Below are 17,119 nucleotides of genomic sequence, written 5' to 3'. Positions count from 1 at the left end.
TTGGCTATCCGGCGGCATCCCGGTTGGTCAGCGCGATGTGGCAGCAGCCGGAGCCGTGGCCCGGCGTCCAGGTGACATTGTCGAAGCGCACGCCCGTTGCCTTGAACAGACCACGGTCGAAAGCGCCGGCGATGCGGCAGAGCGTGGCGAGTTTTTCATCACCGACACCGGCCTCGACCCAGGCGTCCTTCAGCGGACAACGCTTCACCTTGAAGGCGATGTGGTCCGGCCCGCGCTCGACATCGGTCGGATACATCAGGCCGCCATCCGGGCTGACGGCCAAAAATGCCTCGCCGATGGCCGGCGCGTCGTTAGGTCCGAAACGGGCGAAGGCGGCCGCCGCCACCTCCTTGCCGCGCTGCTCGATGGTGCGGATCATGATCGCCTCGGCCTTTTCCGCGCCGAGTTCGCCGGTCAGCTCGTCGAGAAACAGACGGTAGAGATCGGCGCGGTTACGGAAGGCGGAATCGAGTTCGCGCGAGAGTTTTTCGGCTCTGGCTTCTGGTTCGGTCATGGTACTTGCCTGCTGCTTCTGTCCAATCTTGGCGCCGCCGCAACCAGCGCCTTGCCGATTGCCGACTGCGGCGCGTCGATAACGTTGCGGGCGTCGCCGCTCTCGGCGATCCGCCCGGCGTCGAGAAGAACGACGCGGTGGGCGATGGCCCGTACGACGCCGAGATCATGCGAAATGAAGAGATAGGCGATCCGTTCCCTGGCTTGCAGGTCGAGCAGCAACGCAAGGATCTGTCCGCGGACCGAAACGTCGAGCGCCGACACCGCCTCGTCGAGCACGATCAGCGACGGTTTGGTTGCGATGGCGCGGGCGATGGCGACGCGCTGGCGCTGGCCGCCGGAGATTTCGTGAATGGCGCGCGGGGCGAGATCGGCTGCCAGCCCGACGCGATCCAGCAAGGCAGCAATGCGGGCCGGCCTCTCGGCGCGGGAAGCGATGGCATGGATGCGCAAGGGATCGTCAAGCACGCGAGCCACCGTGGCGCGCGGGTTGAACGCGGCGAGCGGATCCTGGAACACCATTTGCAGGCGCGCGCGCTTGGTGCGCAGGGCCGCACCCTTCAAGAGCAGAAAGTCATCGCCTTCGAACTGGACGGTGCCGGCGTCGGGCTCGATCAACCTAAGCACCAGCCGCGCGATCGTCGACTTGCCGCTGCCGGAAGGCCCGGCCAGCGCCAGCGTCTCGCCGGGTTCGATGGCGAAGGAGACACCGTCGACGGCCGCGATGGCCTTGCCGCCACGACGGTATCGCTTGGTAAGACCGGAGACGGTGAGCAAGTTCATGCCGGCGCCCGTCGTAGCAGCGGATCGGCGTCGAGGCCGAGATGGGCGTCGAGCAGCGTTCGCGTATAGGCATGGCGCGGGGCGTTTAAGATTTGCTCCGTCGGACCGAGTTCGATCAGTTCGGCGTTCCGGAATACAGCGATACGCTCTGCGAGTTCGGCGGCCAGCGCGATGTCGTGGCTGATGAACAGCAGCGTCATGCCGTCCTCCGCCACCAGTTGCCGAATGAGGCTGACGATTTCGGCTTGCACAATGGTGTCCAGCGCGCTGGTCGCCTCATCGGCGATCAGCAGTTTCGGACCGGCTGCAATGGCCGCGGCAATTGCAACGCGCTGCTTCTGGCCGCCGGAGAGCTGGTGCGGGAAAGCACGCATGGCGGTTTGTGGGTCGGGCAGGCGGACGCGTTCGAGCAGGGTCTTTGCCTTGGCGTAGGCTTGCGGCCAGTCGAGTCCGAGATGGGCGCGGGCGACTTCGGCGATCTGTTTGCCGACGTTCATGACGGGGTCGAGGCTGGCGGAGGGGTCCTGGAAGACGAAACCAATGTCGCGGCCGGGAAGGGGGAGCGTGCTGGGCTCGGTTAATTTGAGAGGTCGGCGTTCCGTCACACCCCCCTCTGTCCTGCCGGACATCTCCCCCGCAAGGGGGGGGATTGCTCTCTCATCTCCGCCTTCGCCAACCACGAACGTTGCAGAAGGGAAGCCGTCGGCAAAGCTGCTGATCTCCCCCCTTGCGGGGGAGATGTCCGGCAGGACAGAGGAGGGTGGGAAGGATCGCGGCGCCTGAAATTGCCACTTGACATGCCCTTCAATCTTGGCGCTCGCCGGCAGCAGTCCAGCCACCGCCAGCGCCAGCGTGCTCTTGCCCGAACCGCTTTCGCCAATGATCGCCAGCCGCTCGCCGGCAATAACATCCAGGCTGACCCCCTTCAGCGCCGTCACCTCGCTGCCATCTCGCCGATAGCGCACTGACAGATCGCGTATCTCAGCCAGTGCGGTCACGACAGGCTCCTCCGCACCGCCGTCGTCTCCACCACGCCTTCGCCGGCGAGATAGATACCGAGCACGGTCAGTACCAGGGCAATGCCCGGAACGATCGACAGAAAGGGCGCGGTTCGCAGCACAGTGCGGCCCTCGGCAATCATGCCGCCCCAGGTGACGCGATTGGGGTCGCCGAGGCCGAGGAAGGAAAGCGCTGCCTCGGTGAGGATCGCGGCCGCCACGATCACCGAGGACAAGGCCAGCACCGGCGGCAGAGCGTTGGGAAGCACTTCGCGAAAAGCGATCTCAAGCGGATGCATGCCGATGACGCGAGCGCCGGCGACGTAATCGCGCTCGCGGATCGACAGCACTTCGGCGCGGGCTACACGCGCCGGTCCGGTCCAGGCGCCAAGCGCTATTGCCGTGACGACGACGCCGAGCGACGGCCCGACGACGCTGACGAAGGCCAGCGCCAAGAGAAAACTCGGCACGGTCTGGAAGGCATCGATGATGCGCATCAGCCCCTCGTCGACAAGGCCGCCGGCAAAGCCGGCCAGCGTGCCGACGATCGCGCCGACGAAGAGTGCCGCCGCCGCCGCCGCCAGGCCGACCGCCAGCGAGGTGCGGGCGCCGTGGAACAGTTCGGCCAGCACGTCACGGCCGAGCCGGTCGGTGCCGAGCGGCAGCGACCAGTCCTGGAACGGCGGCAGCAGTGCTGGTCCGGCAATGGCCTGCGGGTCGCCGGGGAAGAGCAGCGACGCAAACAGCGCCATGGCGAACAGAAGCGCCAGGATGATCGCGCCGGCGACCGCTTCCGGCCGGCGCAGGAACCGCGGCAGCGCGCTCACGCGCTGGCCTCGCTGGCGCCGACGCGCGGGTCGAGGAAGGCGTAGGCGATGTCGACTGCAAGGTTGACGGCAATGACGAGGACGGCGCTGGTGAGGATGATGCCGAGCAGCAGCGGCGTGTCGCGCGAGGCGACCGCTTCCTGCGCCAGCCGGCCGAGGCCGGGCACGGCAAAGACGCTTTCGATGACGACGCTGCCGCCCAGCATCTGCGCCGATTGCAGGCCGAGCATGGTGACCAGCGGCAAGAGCGCATTGCGGGCGACATGGGCGAGCACGATGCGGCGGCGCGACAACCCCCTGGCGCGGGCGGCGAGCACAAAATCCTGCCGCCACGCCTCGGCCATGCCGGCGCGCATCATGCGCAGATAGAGCGCGAGATAGATGAAGCCGAGCGCGGAAACCGGCAGGACGAGGTGGACGGCGATGTCGGTGGCGCGGTCAAAACCGGTCTTGTCCGAGACCAGGCTCTCGATGCCGCCGATCGGCAGCCAGCGCAGGTCGACGGCAAAGACGACGATCAGCACCAGGCCGAGCCAGAAGCCGGGCACGGCATAAAGCGCCAGCGAGCCGATCGACAGGAAGCGGTCGCGAAAGCTGCCGGGTCTGGCGCCGGCGTAGATGCCGAGCGCCGAGCCGAGCCCGAAGGAGAGCGCGGTGGCGGTGACCATCAGGAGCAGTGTCGTCGGCAGGCGTTCCAGAATGACATCGCGAATTGGCCGCGAGAAGGTAACGGACTGGCCAAGGTCGAAATGCAGCAGCGCCCAGAGGTAGTTGGCGAGCCGGGTCAACTCGGACTGGTCAAGGCCCCAGCGATGGCGCAGCAATTCGATCATGCCGGCATCGCCGCCGGTCGAGACGATGTAGGCGTCGACCGCGTCACCGGGGGCGGCTTCCAGGAGGAGGAATGTGCCGATGATGACGATCAGCAGCACGAAGATGCTGCCGACGAGGCGACGGCGGATGAGGGTGAGGGCGCGGGTCATGGGGGACGCATGGCGGCGCGCCAGTCGGGAGAAGTGCGGTGTCTAGGCACCCCCCTCTGTCCTGCCGGACATCTCCCCCGCAAGGGGGGAGATTGGATTTCGCCTCTGCCTTCGCCAATCTTCGATGCCGAATGTACGCGACAGCGAAGCTGCTGATCTCCACCCTTGCGGGGGAGATGTCCGGCAGGACAGAGGGGGGTGTGACGAAACGCGGCCCTACGCCATGCCTTCACACCAATTTCTTCGCGAACTTTCATCCGCGAAATACTGTCACGATTCCAGATACGTGTCCGCCCAGTTCGAAACCGCCCAGCGCGGGTTGTTGGCGATGTTCCCCACCGTCTCGCGCGCGACGCTGATGAAGCTCCATTCGGCGACGTTGATCAGCGGCAGGTCCGCCGCGACCTGTTTCTGGAATTCCTTGTAGAGGTCGGTGCGCGCTGACGTATCCAGCGTCTCCGAAGCTTTGGCGATCAGCGCGTCGAGCGCGGCGTTCTTGTAGCCGCCCTGGTTGGAGAACGGCACGCCGTCGGGAATGCCGCTCTGCACCAGGATGGTGGTCGAGATCGCCGGGTCGCCGCGGAACACCGGCGGGCCGACGGCGAGGTCGAAGGCGTGGTCGGTGTAGACGGCCTTGATGTGCGCGGCCGAGTCGTTGTTGACGATCACGGCGTCGATGCCGATTGCCGCCAGCGCCTGGCGCAGATAGTCGCCGAACTGCTTGGTCTCGTTGAAATAGGGTGCCGGCAGGAGTTTCAGCGCAAAACGCTTGCCGTCATCGGCGCGCTTGTACCCCGCGTCGTCGAGCAAGGCGTTGGCCTTGGCGACGTCGAAGGGATAGATCGGCACGTCGGCAGTGTAGAATTGCGGATCGTTCTTCGGCACCGGGCCGGTGGCGGTGGCGGCATAGCCGAGGAACACCGTCTTGACGACGAAGTCCTTGTCGATGGCATGCGCGATCGCCTGGCGGACCTTCACGTCGGCCAGTTCCTTGCGGCGATGGTTGATCTCGACGACGAGCTGATAGGTCAGCCCCTCATAGCCCTTGGAGATCACCTTCAGGCCCGGCACCTTGGAGATGCGGTCGAGGTCGGCCAGGGGCACGGCGGAGAAGGCGGCGAGCTGGATCTCTTCGGCCTCGAGCGCCGCTGCAGCCGACGTGCGGTCGGGTAGCACCTGGTAGATGATCTCGTCGAGATACGGCTCGTCCTTGGCCCAGTAATCCGCATTCCTGGTCAGCTTGTAATACTGGCCGGCCTTGTATTCGCCGAACTTGAACGGCCCGGTGCCGATGGGTGCATTGTTGGCCGGGTTGTCCTCGATCTTGCCGACCTCGTAGATGTGCTTCGGCACCACGCTTGACAGCGCTGGCAGCGCGTTGCGGATCAGCTGGAACGGCGTTGGCTTGGCGAATTTGAAGACGGCGGTCAGATCGTCAGGGGTGTCGACGCTGGCCAGATCCTTGAACACGGTGCGGCCGAGATTCTGCAGCGGCTTCCAGATCTGCAGCGCGGAGAAGGCGACGTCGGCCGAGGTGAACGGCTCGCCGTCATGCCATTTGACGCCGTCGCGCAGTTTGAAGGTCACCGACAGCCCATCGGCAGCACCTTCCCAGGAGAGCGCAAGGCGGGGTTCCAGTCCGTCCTTGCCTTTGAACGAGGCTTCGGCCAGCGTTTCGACGATCTTGCTGGAGATGAAGAAGACGCCGTTGGAGGCGACGATGGCCGGATTGAGGTTGCGCGGCTCGGAATCGGCGGCAAGCACGAGGCGGCCGCCCTTCTTCGGCGTCTGCGCCCAGCTGAATGTGGGCATGGCGGTGGAGGCCAGCAGTAAAACTGAGCCGCCAAGCAGCGTGCGTCTGGAAATATCCGACATGATCAACCTCCGTCCTCTCCGCGACCAGATGGGCGCACCCTCGAAGCTGGCCGCACCCGCCAGCATCCTCGCGGCGATTATGACCCTTGCCAAGGGTTTCGCCAGAGACGGAATTGGCGCATCCTTGCTTGGCTTTGAAATTTTCGTCCGCTGGACCAGTTTTAGAGGTGGCCCTTTCATTCTGGTATTCTGGTATGACCAGATTGCCTTAGTGTGCAGCAATGACGAGTGGTGACAGCCTGCCGAAGCAATCTAACCTGTTTCTGGCTGGACCAGAGTTAACGAGATGGTGCAGATTTGATCGAAGCCAAGGGATTGGACGCAGTACGGCCGGCGATCCCACTGATATCAGGGAGAGAAAGATGAACATTGCCCCGGGCAAGAGCGCCGTCAGCAATATCCCGTTCGACCAGGCGAGGGTCGACCGGCTGATGGAAGAGGCCGGTATCGATGTTCTGCTCGCGACGTCCAAGCACAACACGCAGTATCTGCTCGGCGGTTACAAGTTCATCTTCTTTGCCGCCATGGATGCGATCGGCCATAGCCGTTACCTGCCTATCGTCCTCTATGAAAAGGGCGGGCCCGGTCATGCCGCCTACATCGGCAACCGCATGGAAGGCGCCGAGCACCAGAACAGCCCGTTCTGGACGCCGACGCTGCATGCCGCCTGCTGGGGCACGCTCGATGCTGCCAATCTTGCGGTCGAGCACATCAGCAAGATCGGCAACGCAGGCGCCCGCATCGGCATCGAGCCGGCCTTCCTGCCGTCGGACGCCTATGCGCTGATCCGCAGGGCGTTACCGGATGCCAGGCTGATCGACGCGACCGGCATGCTGGAGAGCATGCGCGCCATCAAGACGGACGCCGAGCTGGAAAAGCTGCGTATTGCCTCCGAGCTGATCACGGATTCCATGCTGGCGACCATCCAGTGGGCGCATGAAGGCACGACCAAGGCCGAGATGATCGAGCAGCTCAGGCGCGAGGAAACCAATCGCGGCGCGCATTTCGAATACTGCCTGCTGACGCTGGGTGCCAGCCACAACCGCGCGGCGTCACCGCAGGCGTGGAACAAGGGCGAGGTGCTGTCGATCGATTCCGGCGGCAATTATCACGGCTATATCGGCGACCTCTGCCGCATGGGCATTCTCGGCGAACCGGATGCCGAGCTGGAAGATCTCCTGGCCGAGGTCGAGATTGTCCAGCAGGCGGCGTTCTCGAAGGTCAAGGCGGGCACCATCGGCGGCGACATGATTTCGCATGCCGAGGGCGTTCTGAAGAAATCAAAGGTCGCGCCCTATACCGATTTCTTCGCCCACGGCATGGGCCTGATCACGCATGAGGCTCCGTTCCTGATGACCAACCATCCGGTGACCTATGAAGGCACCTATGCCGCCAAGCCGCTGGAGACAAACATGGTGCTGTCGGTGGAGACGACCATGCTTCACCCGACGCGGGGGTTCATCAAGCTGGAGGACACGTTGGCGGTGACGGATGCGGGATATGTGATGTTTGGGGATCGGGCGCGGGGGTGGAATAGAGGTGGGATAGCCTAGCTCGGCGCTACCCCCTCACCCGGATTGCCATCCGAATTGCGAAGGGCAATTCGGGGCTATCCGACCTCTCCCCGAGGGGAGAGGAGTTTGCGCCGGCGCTGGCTTCTGCCTCTTCTCCCTCGGGGAGAAGGTGGCCGCGAAGCGGCCGGATGAAGGGGGCCTTTCGCGATTACTTCCCCGCCGGGATCAGCCTGAAATCCGGCAGCTCCCGCAGCACCAGTTCCGGTCCGGCCGGCGAATAGACGACGAAGAGCTGCATCGGCCCATCGCCGGTATTCAGCGTCGAATGGAAACGGCTTTCCGGCACATAGATGGTGCAGCCGGGGCCGACCTTGGCGACGACCGGATTGCCCTCCTCGTCCTCGACCATCTGCTCGCCATTGCCTGAGATGACGAAGATGATCTCTTCCGCGCCGGGATGGTTGTGGCGCGTATGGCCCTTGCCTGAGGGCAGGTCGACGACACCGCCGGAAAAGCGCTCAGCGCCATTCACTTCAGGCGCGACCGTCAGCGACAGCTTGCCCCAGTCAAAGCCGAAGGCGCTCACGTCCTTCGGGTATACGAACACCTTGCTCTTGTCGGTCATGATCTCATCCCTTCTTTTTCTTCTGGTCGTGCGGCGTGACGGCCTTGAAATCCGCCGTCTGCCTGGCGATCGCGGCTTCAGCCGGCAGCCGTTCCATCGAACTCGCGCCATAAAAGCCGCGCAGGCCCTTGCAGCGGTCGAGGATGTAGCGGGCATCATCCGGCATCGAGATCGGCCCGCCATGGCAAAGCAGGATGACATCCTTGCGCACCGAGCGCGCCGCGTTGGCGATGGCGTCGATCTCGACCACGCAGTCGTCGAGCGACTTGGCCGACGTCGCGCCGATCGAGCCGCCTGTCGTCACCCCCATATGGGCGACGACAATGTCGGCGCCGGCTTTTGTCATGGCGCGCGCCTCGTCGGGGTTGAAGACATAGGGCGTGGTCAGAAGATCGAGCTTGTGCGCCTCGGCGATCATGTCGACCTCCAGCCCGAAGCCCATGCCGGTTTCCTCAAAACTCTGGCGCATGCTGCCATCGAACAGGCCGATGGTCGGGAAATTCTGCACGCCTGAAAAGCCCATCGTCTTCAGCTCGGCAAGCAGCAACGGCATGATGACGAAGGGATCGGTGCCGTTGACACCGGCCAGCACCGGCGTCTTTTTGACCACCGGCAGCACCTCATAGGCCATTTCCTTGACGATCTCATTGGCGTTGCCATAGGCGAGCAGGCCGGCAGCCGAGCCGCGCCCGGCCATGCGGTAGCGGCCGGAATTGTAGATGATGATGAGGTCGATGCCGCCGGCTTCCTCGGCCTTGGCCGACAGGCCGGTGCCGGCGCCGCCCCCGACGATGGGCACGCCGTCGGCGATCATCGCCTTGAACTTCTTCAATATGTCCTTGCGCGGTATTGCGGGCATTTGTTGGCTCTCACTGTCTGGCGATGTCGAGGAAGGCCGCGGTTGCGGCTTTGGCAAATTCCGGATCGTTGATGTGCAACGGCAGGCGTGTGACCCGGCGTGTGGCGCTCGGCCTGATGGTGCGCTCGATGGCACCGAACAGCACGGCGTCGGCTTCGGGGTCGAAGAAGGCGCCGCCCTCGATATCGAGTGCCGAGACACCTTTTTCGGGGATCAGGAAATGCACAGGGCCCTCGCAGCGAGCGAGCCTGGTGCCGATCCACTCGCCTATACCGCGGCATTCGTCCACCGTGGTGCGCATCAGTGTGACGTTGGGATTGTGCTCGTAGAACAGCCGGCCCCTAAACTTCTCGGGAATGGTCGGCGGCGCCCAGAAATTGACCATGTCCAGCGCGCCGACCGAGCCTACATAGGGCAGCTTGGTGCGGGCGATAGCGCCGAAGCGGTCTTCCGTCGCCGGCAGCACGCCGCCGAACAACAGGTCGCAGACTTCCGTCGTGGTGATGTCGATGACGCCGGCGAGCAGGCCCGAGTCCGCGAGCTTCTCCATCGAGCGGCCGCCGGTTCCGGTGGCGTGGAAGACCATGCAGTCATAGTTGGCGCGCAACTGGTCGGCGATGGCGGTCACGCAAGGCGTGGTGACGCCGAACATGGTGAGCCCGAGTGCCGGCTTGCCAGTGGCGACTGGCGCCGGCCTGGCGGCCATGCCGGCGATTGCCTGCGCCGCATTGTGCAGCACGACGCGTGACAGCCGGTTCAGTCCCGCCATATCGGTGACCGATGGCATCATGATGATGTCGGAGACGTCGACATAGGCCGCGGTGTCGCCGGAGGCGAGCGTCGAGACCATGATCTTGGGCAGCCCAAGCGGCAGCGCGCGCATGCCGGCAGTGATGATCGACGTGCCGCCGCCGCCGCCAATGCCGATCACGCCTGATATGTCGTCGCGCGACGGAATGAAATTTGTGAAGGCGGCGCTCATGCCGGCCACCGCCGTGCCGCGATCATCGATGCCGAGCACGCCACTGGCTCCATCCGGATGATGCGCCGCGACCTCGCTGGCCGGGATATCGACCGGCACGGTGGCGCCGCGCGTTCCGATGTCGACACGGGCAACCGAACTGCCGGTGGCGGCAATAGCATCGGCCAGGAAGGCAAGTTCCTCGCCCTTGGTGTCGGCTGTGCCCACCACGTAGATGCGCTTCATCGCGTTTCTCCCGTCACCGGCCGACCGGCGCCGGGCCGCCTGTCGCCCTTTGCCGGCCTTTCGGTGGGCAAAGGTCATTGCAATTTTTTGAGACGCGCGTATCGTATTGACATGGATGTCTCACGTCAACAAGCCGCTGGGAACGACGACGCCAACGAGGCTGCAGAACGCGGCCCACGGGCCCGCACAAAACGGCTGATGCTGAAGACGGCGACGCGGCTGATGCAGGCGGGCGTCACCCCGTCGGTCAGCGAAGTCGCGGAGGCGGCGCAAGTGTCGCGCGCCACCGCCTATCGCTATTTCCCCAGCCAGGCAGCCCTGGTGCAGGCGGTGGTCGACGAGGGGCTTGGGCCGATCCTGACCTGGCAATCGACGTCCACCGATGCCGGGCGGCGCGTTGCCGAATTGTTCGATACCGCCATGCCGCGCATCGAAGCTTTCGAGGCAACTTTCAAGGCAGCGCTGAAACTGTCGCTCGACCAATGGGCGCAGCGGCAGGCGGGCACGCTGGGCGGCGAGCCGCAATTCACGCGCGGACATCGCGTCCAGCTGCTGAAGGATGCCATCGCACCGCTCAAGGGCCGGCTGCCGCCGCGCGAGTTCAAGCGCCTGGCGCAGGCGCTGTCGATGATGTTCGGCGTCGAAGTGCTGATCGTGCTGAAGGATATATGGGGGCTCGATAGCCGCGGCATGCGGTCGGTCGCGCAGTGGGCGGCGGGCGCCCTTGTGCGCGCCGCGGTGGCGGAATCAACGGCTGAAATCGATGCGGCCCCGACAGCGGCATTGGCGAAATAGCGCCAATCTGGTTCGACCAGATTTGGATGCCCACTATTGATGTTAACCGGGATGGCAGTGCCGAAACAAGGCTCTCCTATATCAACGAGTAGGAAAATTCAGGGAAAACAGTCGGATACATGAAGAATCCGGTTAAACAAGGCCCGGTGGTGGTCCAAGAAAGAGCTTGACGGCTATCTAAAATTGGTAATACCAGATCAGGACAGAAAAGCGGATCGAAAGTGAGAGCTGCGATCCAGTTTCCGGCAAAGCGAGGAGGCTTGGAACCGGAAAGGTGCGATCTCGGGAGGAACTACCAGGCCGGCTTCACCGCCGGCTAGCATGACAAGGTAGAATGCGCACAAGGGAGGAAATCATTATGCGCAAGACAATGACCAGCCTGCTTGCTGGTATCGGCTTAGTACTTGCCTGCGGAACGTCCGTCTACGCGCAGGACAAGGAGCTCACCATCTTTTGGGCGGAATGGGATCCGGCCAATTATCTGCAGGAACTCGGCAACGAGTACGAGAAGGAAACCGGCGTCAAGATCACGGTGGAAACCACGCCCTGGTCCGACTTCCAGACCAAGGCTTTCACCGAGTTCAACGCCCATGGCGACGCCTATGATATGGTCGTCGGCGACTCGCAATGGCTCGGCGCCGGCTCGACCGGCGGCCACTATGTCGACCTGACCGACTTCTTCAACAAGCACAAGCTTGGCGAAGTGATGGCGCCGGCAACGGTGAAATATTACGCCGAGTATCCGGGCGGCAGCAGCAAGTACTGGGCGATCCCGCTCGAAGGCGACGCTGTCGGCTGGTCCTATCGCAAGGACTGGTTCGAGGACCCGAAGGAAAAGGAAGCCTTCAAGGCCAAGTACGGCTACGATCTCGACGTGCCGAAGGATTTCAAGGCGCTGCGCGACATCGCGGAGTTCTTCTACCGGCCGGATCAGAAGCGATACGGCATCGCCATCTACACCGACAATTCCTATGACGCGATGGCGATGGGCTTCGAAAACGCGCTGTTCTCCTTCGGCGGCGAACTGGGTGACTACAAGACCTACAAGGTCGACGGCTTCATCAACTCCGACAAGGCAATCGCCGCACTCGACGCCTACAAGGAACTCTACACGTTCACGCCTCCGGGCTGGGCCAAGTCGTTCTTCGTGGAGGACAATCAGGCGATCACCGAAAACCTGGCCGCGATGAGCATGAACTACTTCGCGTTCTTCCCCTCGCTGATCAACGAGGCGTCGAACCCGAACGCCAAGAACACCGGCTTCTTCGCCAATCCTCCAGGCCCGAACGGCGATCAGTTCGCCGCACTCGGCGGTCAGGGCATCTCGATCGTTTCCTACTCCAAGAAGCAGGAAGAGGCGACGAAGTTCCTTGAATGGTTCATCAAGGACGAGACCCAGAAGAAGTGGGCGGCGCTCGGCGGCTACACCTGCAGCGCCGCCGTGCTCAAGTCGGAGGAGTTCCAGAACGCCACGCCGTACAACAAGGCCTTCTACGAGACCATGTTCAAGGTGAAGGACTTCTGGGCGGTGCCGGAATATGCCGAGCTGCTGCAGCAGCTCAACCAGCGCGTCTATCCCTACATGATCGGCGGCGAAGGCACCGCCAAGGAAACGCTGGACGCGCTCGCAGGCGACTGGAACGCGACGTTCAAGAAATACGGCCGCGGCCAATAAGCAGCTTTTCTCGCGGAGGAGGCATCCGNCTTTCCCTACACGACGCTCTTCCGATCTCAGGCGACTGGAACGCGACGTTCAAGAAATACGGCCGCGGCCAATAAGCAGCTTTTCTCGCGGAGGAGGCATCCGTGCCTCCTCCGTTCTTTTTTCCGAAACGGGAGCAGGGTCTTGGCGACCACGATGATCACCACGCTGGACACTTCCTCGCGGGCCGCTGCACGCGGCTTGAGCGACATGTCGATCCGCAACTTCTTCATAATCCCGACGATCCTGTTCCTGATCGTCTTCAACATTTTCCCGCTGATCTATTCGCTGGGCTATTCCTTCACCGATTTCCGCGCGTCGACCAACGCGCCGGCGAATTTCGTCGGGCTGCAGAATTATCGCGACCTGCTCAACGACCCCTATGTCTGGTCCAACTTCGCCATCACCGCGAAGTACGTCATCATCTCGGTCGCGGGTCAGTTGCTCGTCGGCTTCGGCGTGGCCATGCTGCTCAATCGGGATATTCCCCTCAAGGGTCTCATCACAACGCTGCTGCTGCTGCCGATGATGCTGTCGATGGCCGTCGTCGGTCTGTTCTGGAAATTGCTCTATGACCCGTCATGGGGGGTCATCAACTATGCGCTTGGCCTCGGCAATTTCGAGTGGCTGGCCGACCCCAAGATGGCGCTCTATGCGGTTGCGCTGACCGACATCTGGATGTGGTCGCCCTTCGTCATGCTGTTGTCGCTGGCCGGTCTTTCAGCGGTGCCGAAGCATCTCTACGAAGCAGCGGCGATCGACCGCGCCGGACCGTTCTACACCTTCTTCCGCATCACGCTGCCGCTGGTCGCGCCGATCCTGATGATCGCGGTCATCTTCCGCACCATGGAAGCGTTCAAGACCTTCGACCTCGCCTATATCCTGACCAGCCAGCCGACCGCCGAGCTGATCTCGATCCGGCTGTACAAGATGGCGTTCCAGGAATGGCAAACCGGGCGCTCCTGCGCGCTCGCCTACATCGTGCTGATCATGGTGCTGGCCATCACCAACATCTACGTCAAATACCTCAACAAGGTGAAGGAGCGCTGACATGGCCGCCGTCCGCACTTCTTCCGAAATAGGCTTCAATCGCGTCGCCATCGTCGCCGTCCTGTTGGTGACGATCATCTTCCTGGCGCCGATCTACTGGATCGCCTCGACGGCGTTCAAGCCGCGCAATCTTGCCACGACCATCCCGCCGACGGTGGTGTTCCAGCCCGAGATATCGCCGTTCGTCAAGCTGTTCACCAAGCGCTCGCAGATGCGCAACCCGCCGTCGCCGGAAGAGTATGCGGCGGCACCCTGGTGGGAACGTGTCGTGTTCGACGGCGGTGAAAAGATCGTGCGCGACGGCAAGGGCCAGGTGCAATGGTCCGGCTATCCGAGCCGCTTCATGAACTCGCTGATCATTGCCATCACCTCGACGGTGCTGGCTGTCGGCATGGGTACCTTCACCGCCTACGGCTTCTCGCGCTTCAAGGTGAAGGGGGAGGCGGATCTGCTCTTCTTCATCCTGTCGACGCGCATGCTGCCGCCGGTGGTGGTCGCGATCCCGATGTTCCTGATGTACCGGGCCGTCGGCCTCAACGATTCCCATATCGGGCTGATCATCCTTTATACCGCCTTCAACCTGTCCTTTTCGGTGTGGCTGATGAAGGGGTTCATGGACGAGATCCCGAAGGAGTATGAAGAGGCAGCGCTGGTCGACGGCTACACCCGCATGGAAGCCTTCTTCAAGATCGTGCTGCCGGAGGCCGCCACCGGCATCGCCGCGACCGCGGTTTTCTGCTTCATCACGGCGTGGAACGAGTATGCCTTCGCGCTGATCATGACCAACCGCCGCGCCCAAACGGCGCCGCCCTTCATCCCCAGCCAGGTCGGCGCCGGCCTGCCCGACTGGACGGTGATCGCCGCCGGAACCTTCCTGTTCCTGCTGCCGGTCGCAATCTTCACCTTCCTGCTCCGCAACCATTTGCTGCGCGGCATGTCCTTCGGAGCGATCCGCAAATGAGCTTTCGAGCCATCAACCAGAAATATCTCGAACCGGGGTCTCAGGTGCTGATGGTCCTCGGCATCATCGCGCTTTGCCAGCCGTGGAACCTGCTGCTGCACAGCTATGGCGTGACCATCATCCTGATCGGCCTGATCGGCTTCAACATCACCTCGAAGATCGCGCCGGCGGAGAAGGCCGGTACCGGCCAGGTGCGCAATCCGGGAGCAGAGCATTGACCCAGATTGAGCTTCGCGGCGTCCAGAAATTCTTCGGTGCGGTCCAGGTCATCAAGGACCTCAACCTCAAGATCGACGACAACGAGTTCATCGTGCTGCTCGGTCAGTCGGGTTGCGGCAAGACGACGACATTGAGGGCGGTTGCCGGGCTGGAGACGATCGACGGCGGTGACATCCTCATCGACGGCAAGCCGGTGCAACACCTCAAGGCCGCCGACCGCGACATCGCCATGGTGTTCCAGTCGTTCTCGCTCTACCCGCATATGAGCGTCTATGAGAACATTGCTTTTCCCTTGCGCGCGACGCGCAAGAGCAAGGCCGAGATCGATAGCGAGGTGCGCTCGGTCGCCAAGACGCTGCAGATCACGGAACTGCTGGCCAAGAAGCCGTCGGCGCTGTCGGGCGGCGACATGCAGCGTGTGGCCATCGGCCGGGCTCTGGTGCGGCGGCCGAAGGCGATGCTGATGGACGAGCCGATCGGCGCCCTCGACGCCAAGCTGCGCGAAGAGATGCGGGCCGAGATCAAGCGGCTGCACATCAAACAGGGCTCGACCACCATCTATGTCACGCACGACCAGATCGAGGCGATGAGCCTCGCCGACCGCATCGTGATCATGCATGAGGGCGTGCTGCAGCAGGTCGGTTCGCCCGACGAGGTCTATTCGCATCCGGCCAATCTGTTCGTGGCGCAGTTCGTCGGCAGCCCGGTGATGAACGTCGCCGATGCGGCGATCGCCGAGACCGCATCGGCGGCCTCGGTCACCGTCGGTGGCGCTGCCGCCGGCTTCGAATTTCCGCGCACGCTTTTGTCCAAGCTCAACGGCCATGCCGGCGGCCAGCTGGCGCTCGGCATCCGGCCCGAAGGCGTGCTGGTGCGCCATGAAGCAGCGGAGGGCTTCTTGCCGGTCGAGACACAGATCGTCGAGCCGCTCGGCTCGTTCGACATTGTCGATCTCAAGGTCGGCTCCAAGATGCTGCGCGCGCGCACCAAGAGCGGCTTCGTCGGCGGCCCGGGCGAAAAGGTCTTCGCCAGGATCGATCCGACGCAAGCACATTTCTTCGACACGGCAAGCGGCAAGTCGCTTGAGGTGAGGCTCTGATGGCTCATATCCAGCTCAAGAATATTTCCAAGAGCTTCGGCAACCACACCGCACTGACCGGGCTCGATCTCGAGATCGCCGATGGCGAGTTCTTCGTGCTGCTCGGCGAGACCGGCGCCGGCAAGACGACGACGCTGCGCATGATCGCGGGTCTGGAAAAGCCGACCGAGGGTCAGGTGTTCATCAACGGCGTCGACGTCGCCGACTGGGGTGCGGCCGAGCGCGACGTGGCGCTGGTGCTTCAGCAATATTCGCTCTATCCGCGCTATACGGTCCGCGAAAATCTCGAATTCCCGCTGAAGCCGAAGATCCGTCGGCTGCCGGATGCCGAGATCAAGGACCGTGTTGCACGAGCGGCCAAGACACTGCGGATCGAGCATCTGCTCGACCGCAAGACCGACCGCCTTTCAGGCGGCGAAATGCAGCGCGTCTCTATCGGGCGCGCCATCGTGCGCAAGCCGCGCGTGTTCCTGATGGACGAACCGCTGTCGGCGCTCGACGCCAAACTGCGCGAGGCGCTGCGCACGGAACTGAAGAACCTGCAGATCCAGCTTGGCGCCACCTTTCTGTTCGTCACCCACGACCAGATCGAGGCGATGTCGATGGGCGACAAAGTGGGCGTGCTCAACCATGGCCGCATCATCCAGACCGGCACGCCGCACGAGATCTATAACAATCCGCGCGATACCTATGTGGCGAGCTTCGTCGGCTCGCCGCCGATGAACCTGATCGATGGCAAGCTGGTCAACGGCCGCGCGGTGATGGCGCCGCTGAATTTCGAACTGCCTTTCTCTGGGGGTGCCAAGGCGGGCGGTGCGACCGACGGTCGCCCGCTCGTCTTCGGTATTCGACCTGAGGATGTGTATCTTGAAAGCGGTGCGCCGGTCGAGGCACGCGTCCACGATGTTGAGAACCATGGCGTGGAAAAGATCCTGACTCTGCGGGTCGGCGACACGACGCTACGCGCCACGGTGCCGGCCAGAACCGATGTCCAGATCGAGCAGCCGGTGCGCTTTGCCTGGAATCAGGACAAGGTGGTGCTGTTCGACAAGGGCAGCGGCGTGAGCTTGCGGCACGCCAGCTAATTTAGACTACATCCACTCCCAGCT

18 protein-coding genes are annotated in these 17,119 nt (G+C 63.3%); 9 read left to right on the top strand and 9 right to left on the bottom strand.

Annotated elements, in window-relative coordinates; genetic code table 11:
• Window positions 1–4 precede the first annotated feature (4 nt).
• The 6 genes from X771_RS161040 to X771_RS161065 form a co-directional block, all read right to left on the bottom strand.
• Window positions 5–514 carry an L-2-amino-thiazoline-4-carboxylic acid hydrolase gene (locus X771_RS161040; RefSeq protein ID WP_023686644.1) on the bottom strand — a complete coding sequence of 170 codons (510 nt, stop codon included), beginning with the start codon at window positions 512–514 and terminating at the stop codon, window positions 5–7.
• On the bottom strand, window positions 511–1,296 hold the full coding sequence (locus X771_RS161045; RefSeq protein ID WP_023686643.1) for an ATP-binding cassette domain-containing protein: 786 nt from the start codon (window positions 1,294–1,296) through the stop codon (window positions 511–513). The genes X771_RS161040 and X771_RS161045 overlap by 4 nt, the downstream gene beginning before the upstream one ends.
• On the bottom strand, window positions 1,293–2,294 hold the full coding sequence (locus X771_RS161050; RefSeq protein WP_023686642.1) for an ABC transporter ATP-binding protein: 1,002 nt from the start codon (window positions 2,292–2,294) through the stop codon (window positions 1,293–1,295). Before X771_RS161050 ends, X771_RS161045 begins: the two co-directional genes overlap by 4 nt.
• Window positions 2,291–3,121 (bottom strand): ABC transporter permease, encoded by an 831-nt coding sequence (locus tag X771_RS161055; RefSeq protein ID WP_023686641.1) that lies wholly within the window; start codon window positions 3,119–3,121, stop codon window positions 2,291–2,293. Before X771_RS161055 ends, X771_RS161050 begins: the two co-directional genes overlap by 4 nt.
• Window positions 3,118–4,104, bottom strand: a complete 987-nt coding sequence (locus tag X771_RS161060) for an ABC transporter permease (RefSeq protein ID WP_023686640.1) — start codon at window positions 4,102–4,104, stop codon at window positions 3,118–3,120. Before X771_RS161060 ends, X771_RS161055 begins: the two co-directional genes overlap by 4 nt.
• A 270-nt stretch (window positions 4,105–4,374) precedes the next feature.
• The gene (locus tag X771_RS161065; protein WP_023686639.1) at window positions 4,375–5,979 is read right to left on the bottom strand and encodes an ABC transporter substrate-binding protein; all 1,605 of its coding nucleotides are present in this window, start codon (window positions 5,977–5,979) and stop codon (window positions 4,375–4,377) included.
• On the opposite strand from X771_RS161065, the gene X771_RS161070 reads away from it, so the two are divergent.
• Window positions 5,978–6,214, top strand: coding sequence for a hypothetical protein (locus X771_RS161070; protein ID WP_023686638.1), 237 nt, complete (start codon window positions 5,978–5,980; stop codon window positions 6,212–6,214). The two genes, X771_RS161065 and X771_RS161070, sit on opposite strands and share 2 nt — an antisense overlap.
• A gap of 127 nt (window positions 6,215–6,341) precedes the next feature.
• Entirely contained in the window at window positions 6,342–7,532 is a 1,191-nt protein-coding gene (locus X771_RS161075) for a Xaa-Pro peptidase family protein (RefSeq protein WP_023686637.1), read from the top strand.
• A 169-nt stretch (window positions 7,533–7,701) separates the two neighbouring features.
• Here X771_RS161075 and X771_RS161080 read toward each other — a convergent pair whose 3' ends face one another.
• Genes X771_RS161080 through X771_RS161090 form a run of 3 tightly spaced genes read right to left on the bottom strand, consistent with a single transcriptional unit; the run spans window position 7,702 to window position 10,184 of the window.
• Window positions 7,702–8,118 carry a cupin domain-containing protein gene (locus X771_RS161080; protein ID WP_023669853.1) on the bottom strand — a complete coding sequence of 139 codons (417 nt, stop codon included), beginning with the start codon at window positions 8,116–8,118 and terminating at the stop codon, window positions 7,702–7,704.
• A gap of 4 nt (window positions 8,119–8,122) precedes the next feature.
• Window positions 8,123–8,977: a phosphoenolpyruvate hydrolase family protein gene (locus X771_RS161085; protein WP_023686636.1), complete on the bottom strand. Its 855-nt coding sequence runs from the start codon at window positions 8,975–8,977 to the stop codon at window positions 8,123–8,125.
• 10 nt (window positions 8,978–8,987) lie between these two features.
• Window positions 8,988–10,184 (bottom strand): Tm-1-like ATP-binding domain-containing protein, encoded by a 1,197-nt coding sequence (locus X771_RS161090; RefSeq protein WP_023686635.1) that lies wholly within the window; start codon window positions 10,182–10,184, stop codon window positions 8,988–8,990.
• A gap of 111 nt (window positions 10,185–10,295) precedes the next feature.
• Here X771_RS161090 and X771_RS161095 point away from each other — a divergent pair, with 111 nt between their 5' ends.
• From X771_RS161095 to X771_RS161125, 7 genes are all read left to right on the top strand, one after another.
• A complete protein-coding gene (locus tag X771_RS161095) occupies window positions 10,296–10,979 on the top strand; it encodes a TetR/AcrR family transcriptional regulator (protein WP_023686634.1) in 684 nt (227 codons plus the stop codon).
• Between the two features lie 358 nt (window positions 10,980–11,337).
• Window positions 11,338–12,654 (top strand): ABC transporter substrate-binding protein, encoded by a 1,317-nt coding sequence (locus X771_RS161100; RefSeq protein WP_023669849.1) that lies wholly within the window; start codon window positions 11,338–11,340, stop codon window positions 12,652–12,654.
• Window positions 12,655–12,825: 171 nt separating this feature from the next.
• Complete coding sequence (locus X771_RS161105; protein WP_023686633.1) at window positions 12,826–13,731, top strand: sugar ABC transporter permease; 906 nt, start codon at window positions 12,826–12,828, stop codon at window positions 13,729–13,731.
• Between the two features lies 1 nt (window position 13,732).
• Window positions 13,733–14,692 carry a carbohydrate ABC transporter permease gene (locus tag X771_RS161110; protein WP_023682998.1) on the top strand — a complete coding sequence of 320 codons (960 nt, stop codon included), beginning with the start codon at window positions 13,733–13,735 and terminating at the stop codon, window positions 14,690–14,692.
• Window positions 14,689–14,910: a hypothetical protein gene (locus X771_RS161115; RefSeq protein WP_023669846.1), complete on the top strand. Its 222-nt coding sequence runs from the start codon at window positions 14,689–14,691 to the stop codon at window positions 14,908–14,910. Before X771_RS161110 ends, X771_RS161115 begins: the two co-directional genes overlap by 4 nt.
• The gene (locus X771_RS161120; RefSeq protein WP_023683000.1) at window positions 14,907–16,010 is read left to right on the top strand and encodes an ABC transporter ATP-binding protein; all 1,104 of its coding nucleotides are present in this window, start codon (window positions 14,907–14,909) and stop codon (window positions 16,008–16,010) included. The genes X771_RS161115 and X771_RS161120 overlap by 4 nt, the downstream gene beginning before the upstream one ends.
• A complete protein-coding gene (locus tag X771_RS161125; protein WP_023686632.1) occupies window positions 16,010–17,095 on the top strand; it encodes an ABC transporter ATP-binding protein in 1,086 nt (361 codons plus the stop codon). Before X771_RS161120 ends, X771_RS161125 begins: the two co-directional genes overlap by 1 nt.
• Window positions 17,096–17,119 lie beyond the last annotated feature (24 nt).

It is taken from the genome of Mesorhizobium sp. LSJC269B00, from assembly GCF_000502815.1.
Lineage (GTDB): Bacteria > Pseudomonadota > Alphaproteobacteria > Rhizobiales > Rhizobiaceae > Mesorhizobium.
Note: the sequence above shows the minus strand (reverse complement) of the source record. Positions and strands in the feature narration are given on the sequence as shown.

What these genes read in the sequence shown, in the direction of transcription:
- X771_RS161040 (WP_023686644.1), bottom strand. Translation starts at nt 514, where the DNA reads ATGACCGAACCAGAAGCCAGAGCCGAAAAACTCTCGCGCGAACTCGAT.
- X771_RS161045 (WP_023686643.1), bottom strand. Translation starts at nt 1,296, where the DNA reads ATGAACTTGCTCACCGTCTCCGGTCTTACCAAGCGATACCGTCGTGGC.
- X771_RS161060 (WP_023686640.1), bottom strand. Translation starts at nt 4,104, where the DNA reads ATGACCCGCGCCCTCACCCTCATCCGCCGTCGCCTCGTCGGCAGCATC.
- X771_RS161070 (WP_023686638.1), top strand. Translation starts at nt 5,978, where the DNA reads ATGATCAACCTCCGTCCTCTCCGCGACCAGATGGGCGCACCCTCGAAG.
- X771_RS161065 (WP_023686639.1), bottom strand. Translation starts at nt 5,979, where the DNA reads ATGTCGGATATTTCCAGACGCACGCTGCTTGGCGGCTCAGTTTTACTG.
- X771_RS161075 (WP_023686637.1), top strand. Translation starts at nt 6,342, where the DNA reads ATGAACATTGCCCCGGGCAAGAGCGCCGTCAGCAATATCCCGTTCGAC.
- X771_RS161080 (WP_023669853.1), bottom strand. Translation starts at nt 8,118, where the DNA reads ATGACCGACAAGAGCAAGGTGTTCGTATACCCGAAGGACGTGAGCGCC.
- X771_RS161085 (WP_023686636.1), bottom strand. Translation starts at nt 8,977, where the DNA reads ATGCCCGCAATACCGCGCAAGGACATATTGAAGAAGTTCAAGGCGATG.
- X771_RS161090 (WP_023686635.1), bottom strand. Translation starts at nt 10,184, where the DNA reads ATGAAGCGCATCTACGTGGTGGGCACAGCCGACACCAAGGGCGAGGAA.
- X771_RS161095 (WP_023686634.1), top strand. Translation starts at nt 10,296, where the DNA reads ATGGATGTCTCACGTCAACAAGCCGCTGGGAACGACGACGCCAACGAG.
- X771_RS161100 (WP_023669849.1), top strand. Translation starts at nt 11,338, where the DNA reads ATGCGCAAGACAATGACCAGCCTGCTTGCTGGTATCGGCTTAGTACTT.
- X771_RS161110 (WP_023682998.1), top strand. Translation starts at nt 13,733, where the DNA reads ATGGCCGCCGTCCGCACTTCTTCCGAAATAGGCTTCAATCGCGTCGCC.
- X771_RS161115 (WP_023669846.1), top strand. Translation starts at nt 14,689, where the DNA reads ATGAGCTTTCGAGCCATCAACCAGAAATATCTCGAACCGGGGTCTCAG.
- X771_RS161125 (WP_023686632.1), top strand. Translation starts at nt 16,010, where the DNA reads ATGGCTCATATCCAGCTCAAGAATATTTCCAAGAGCTTCGGCAACCAC.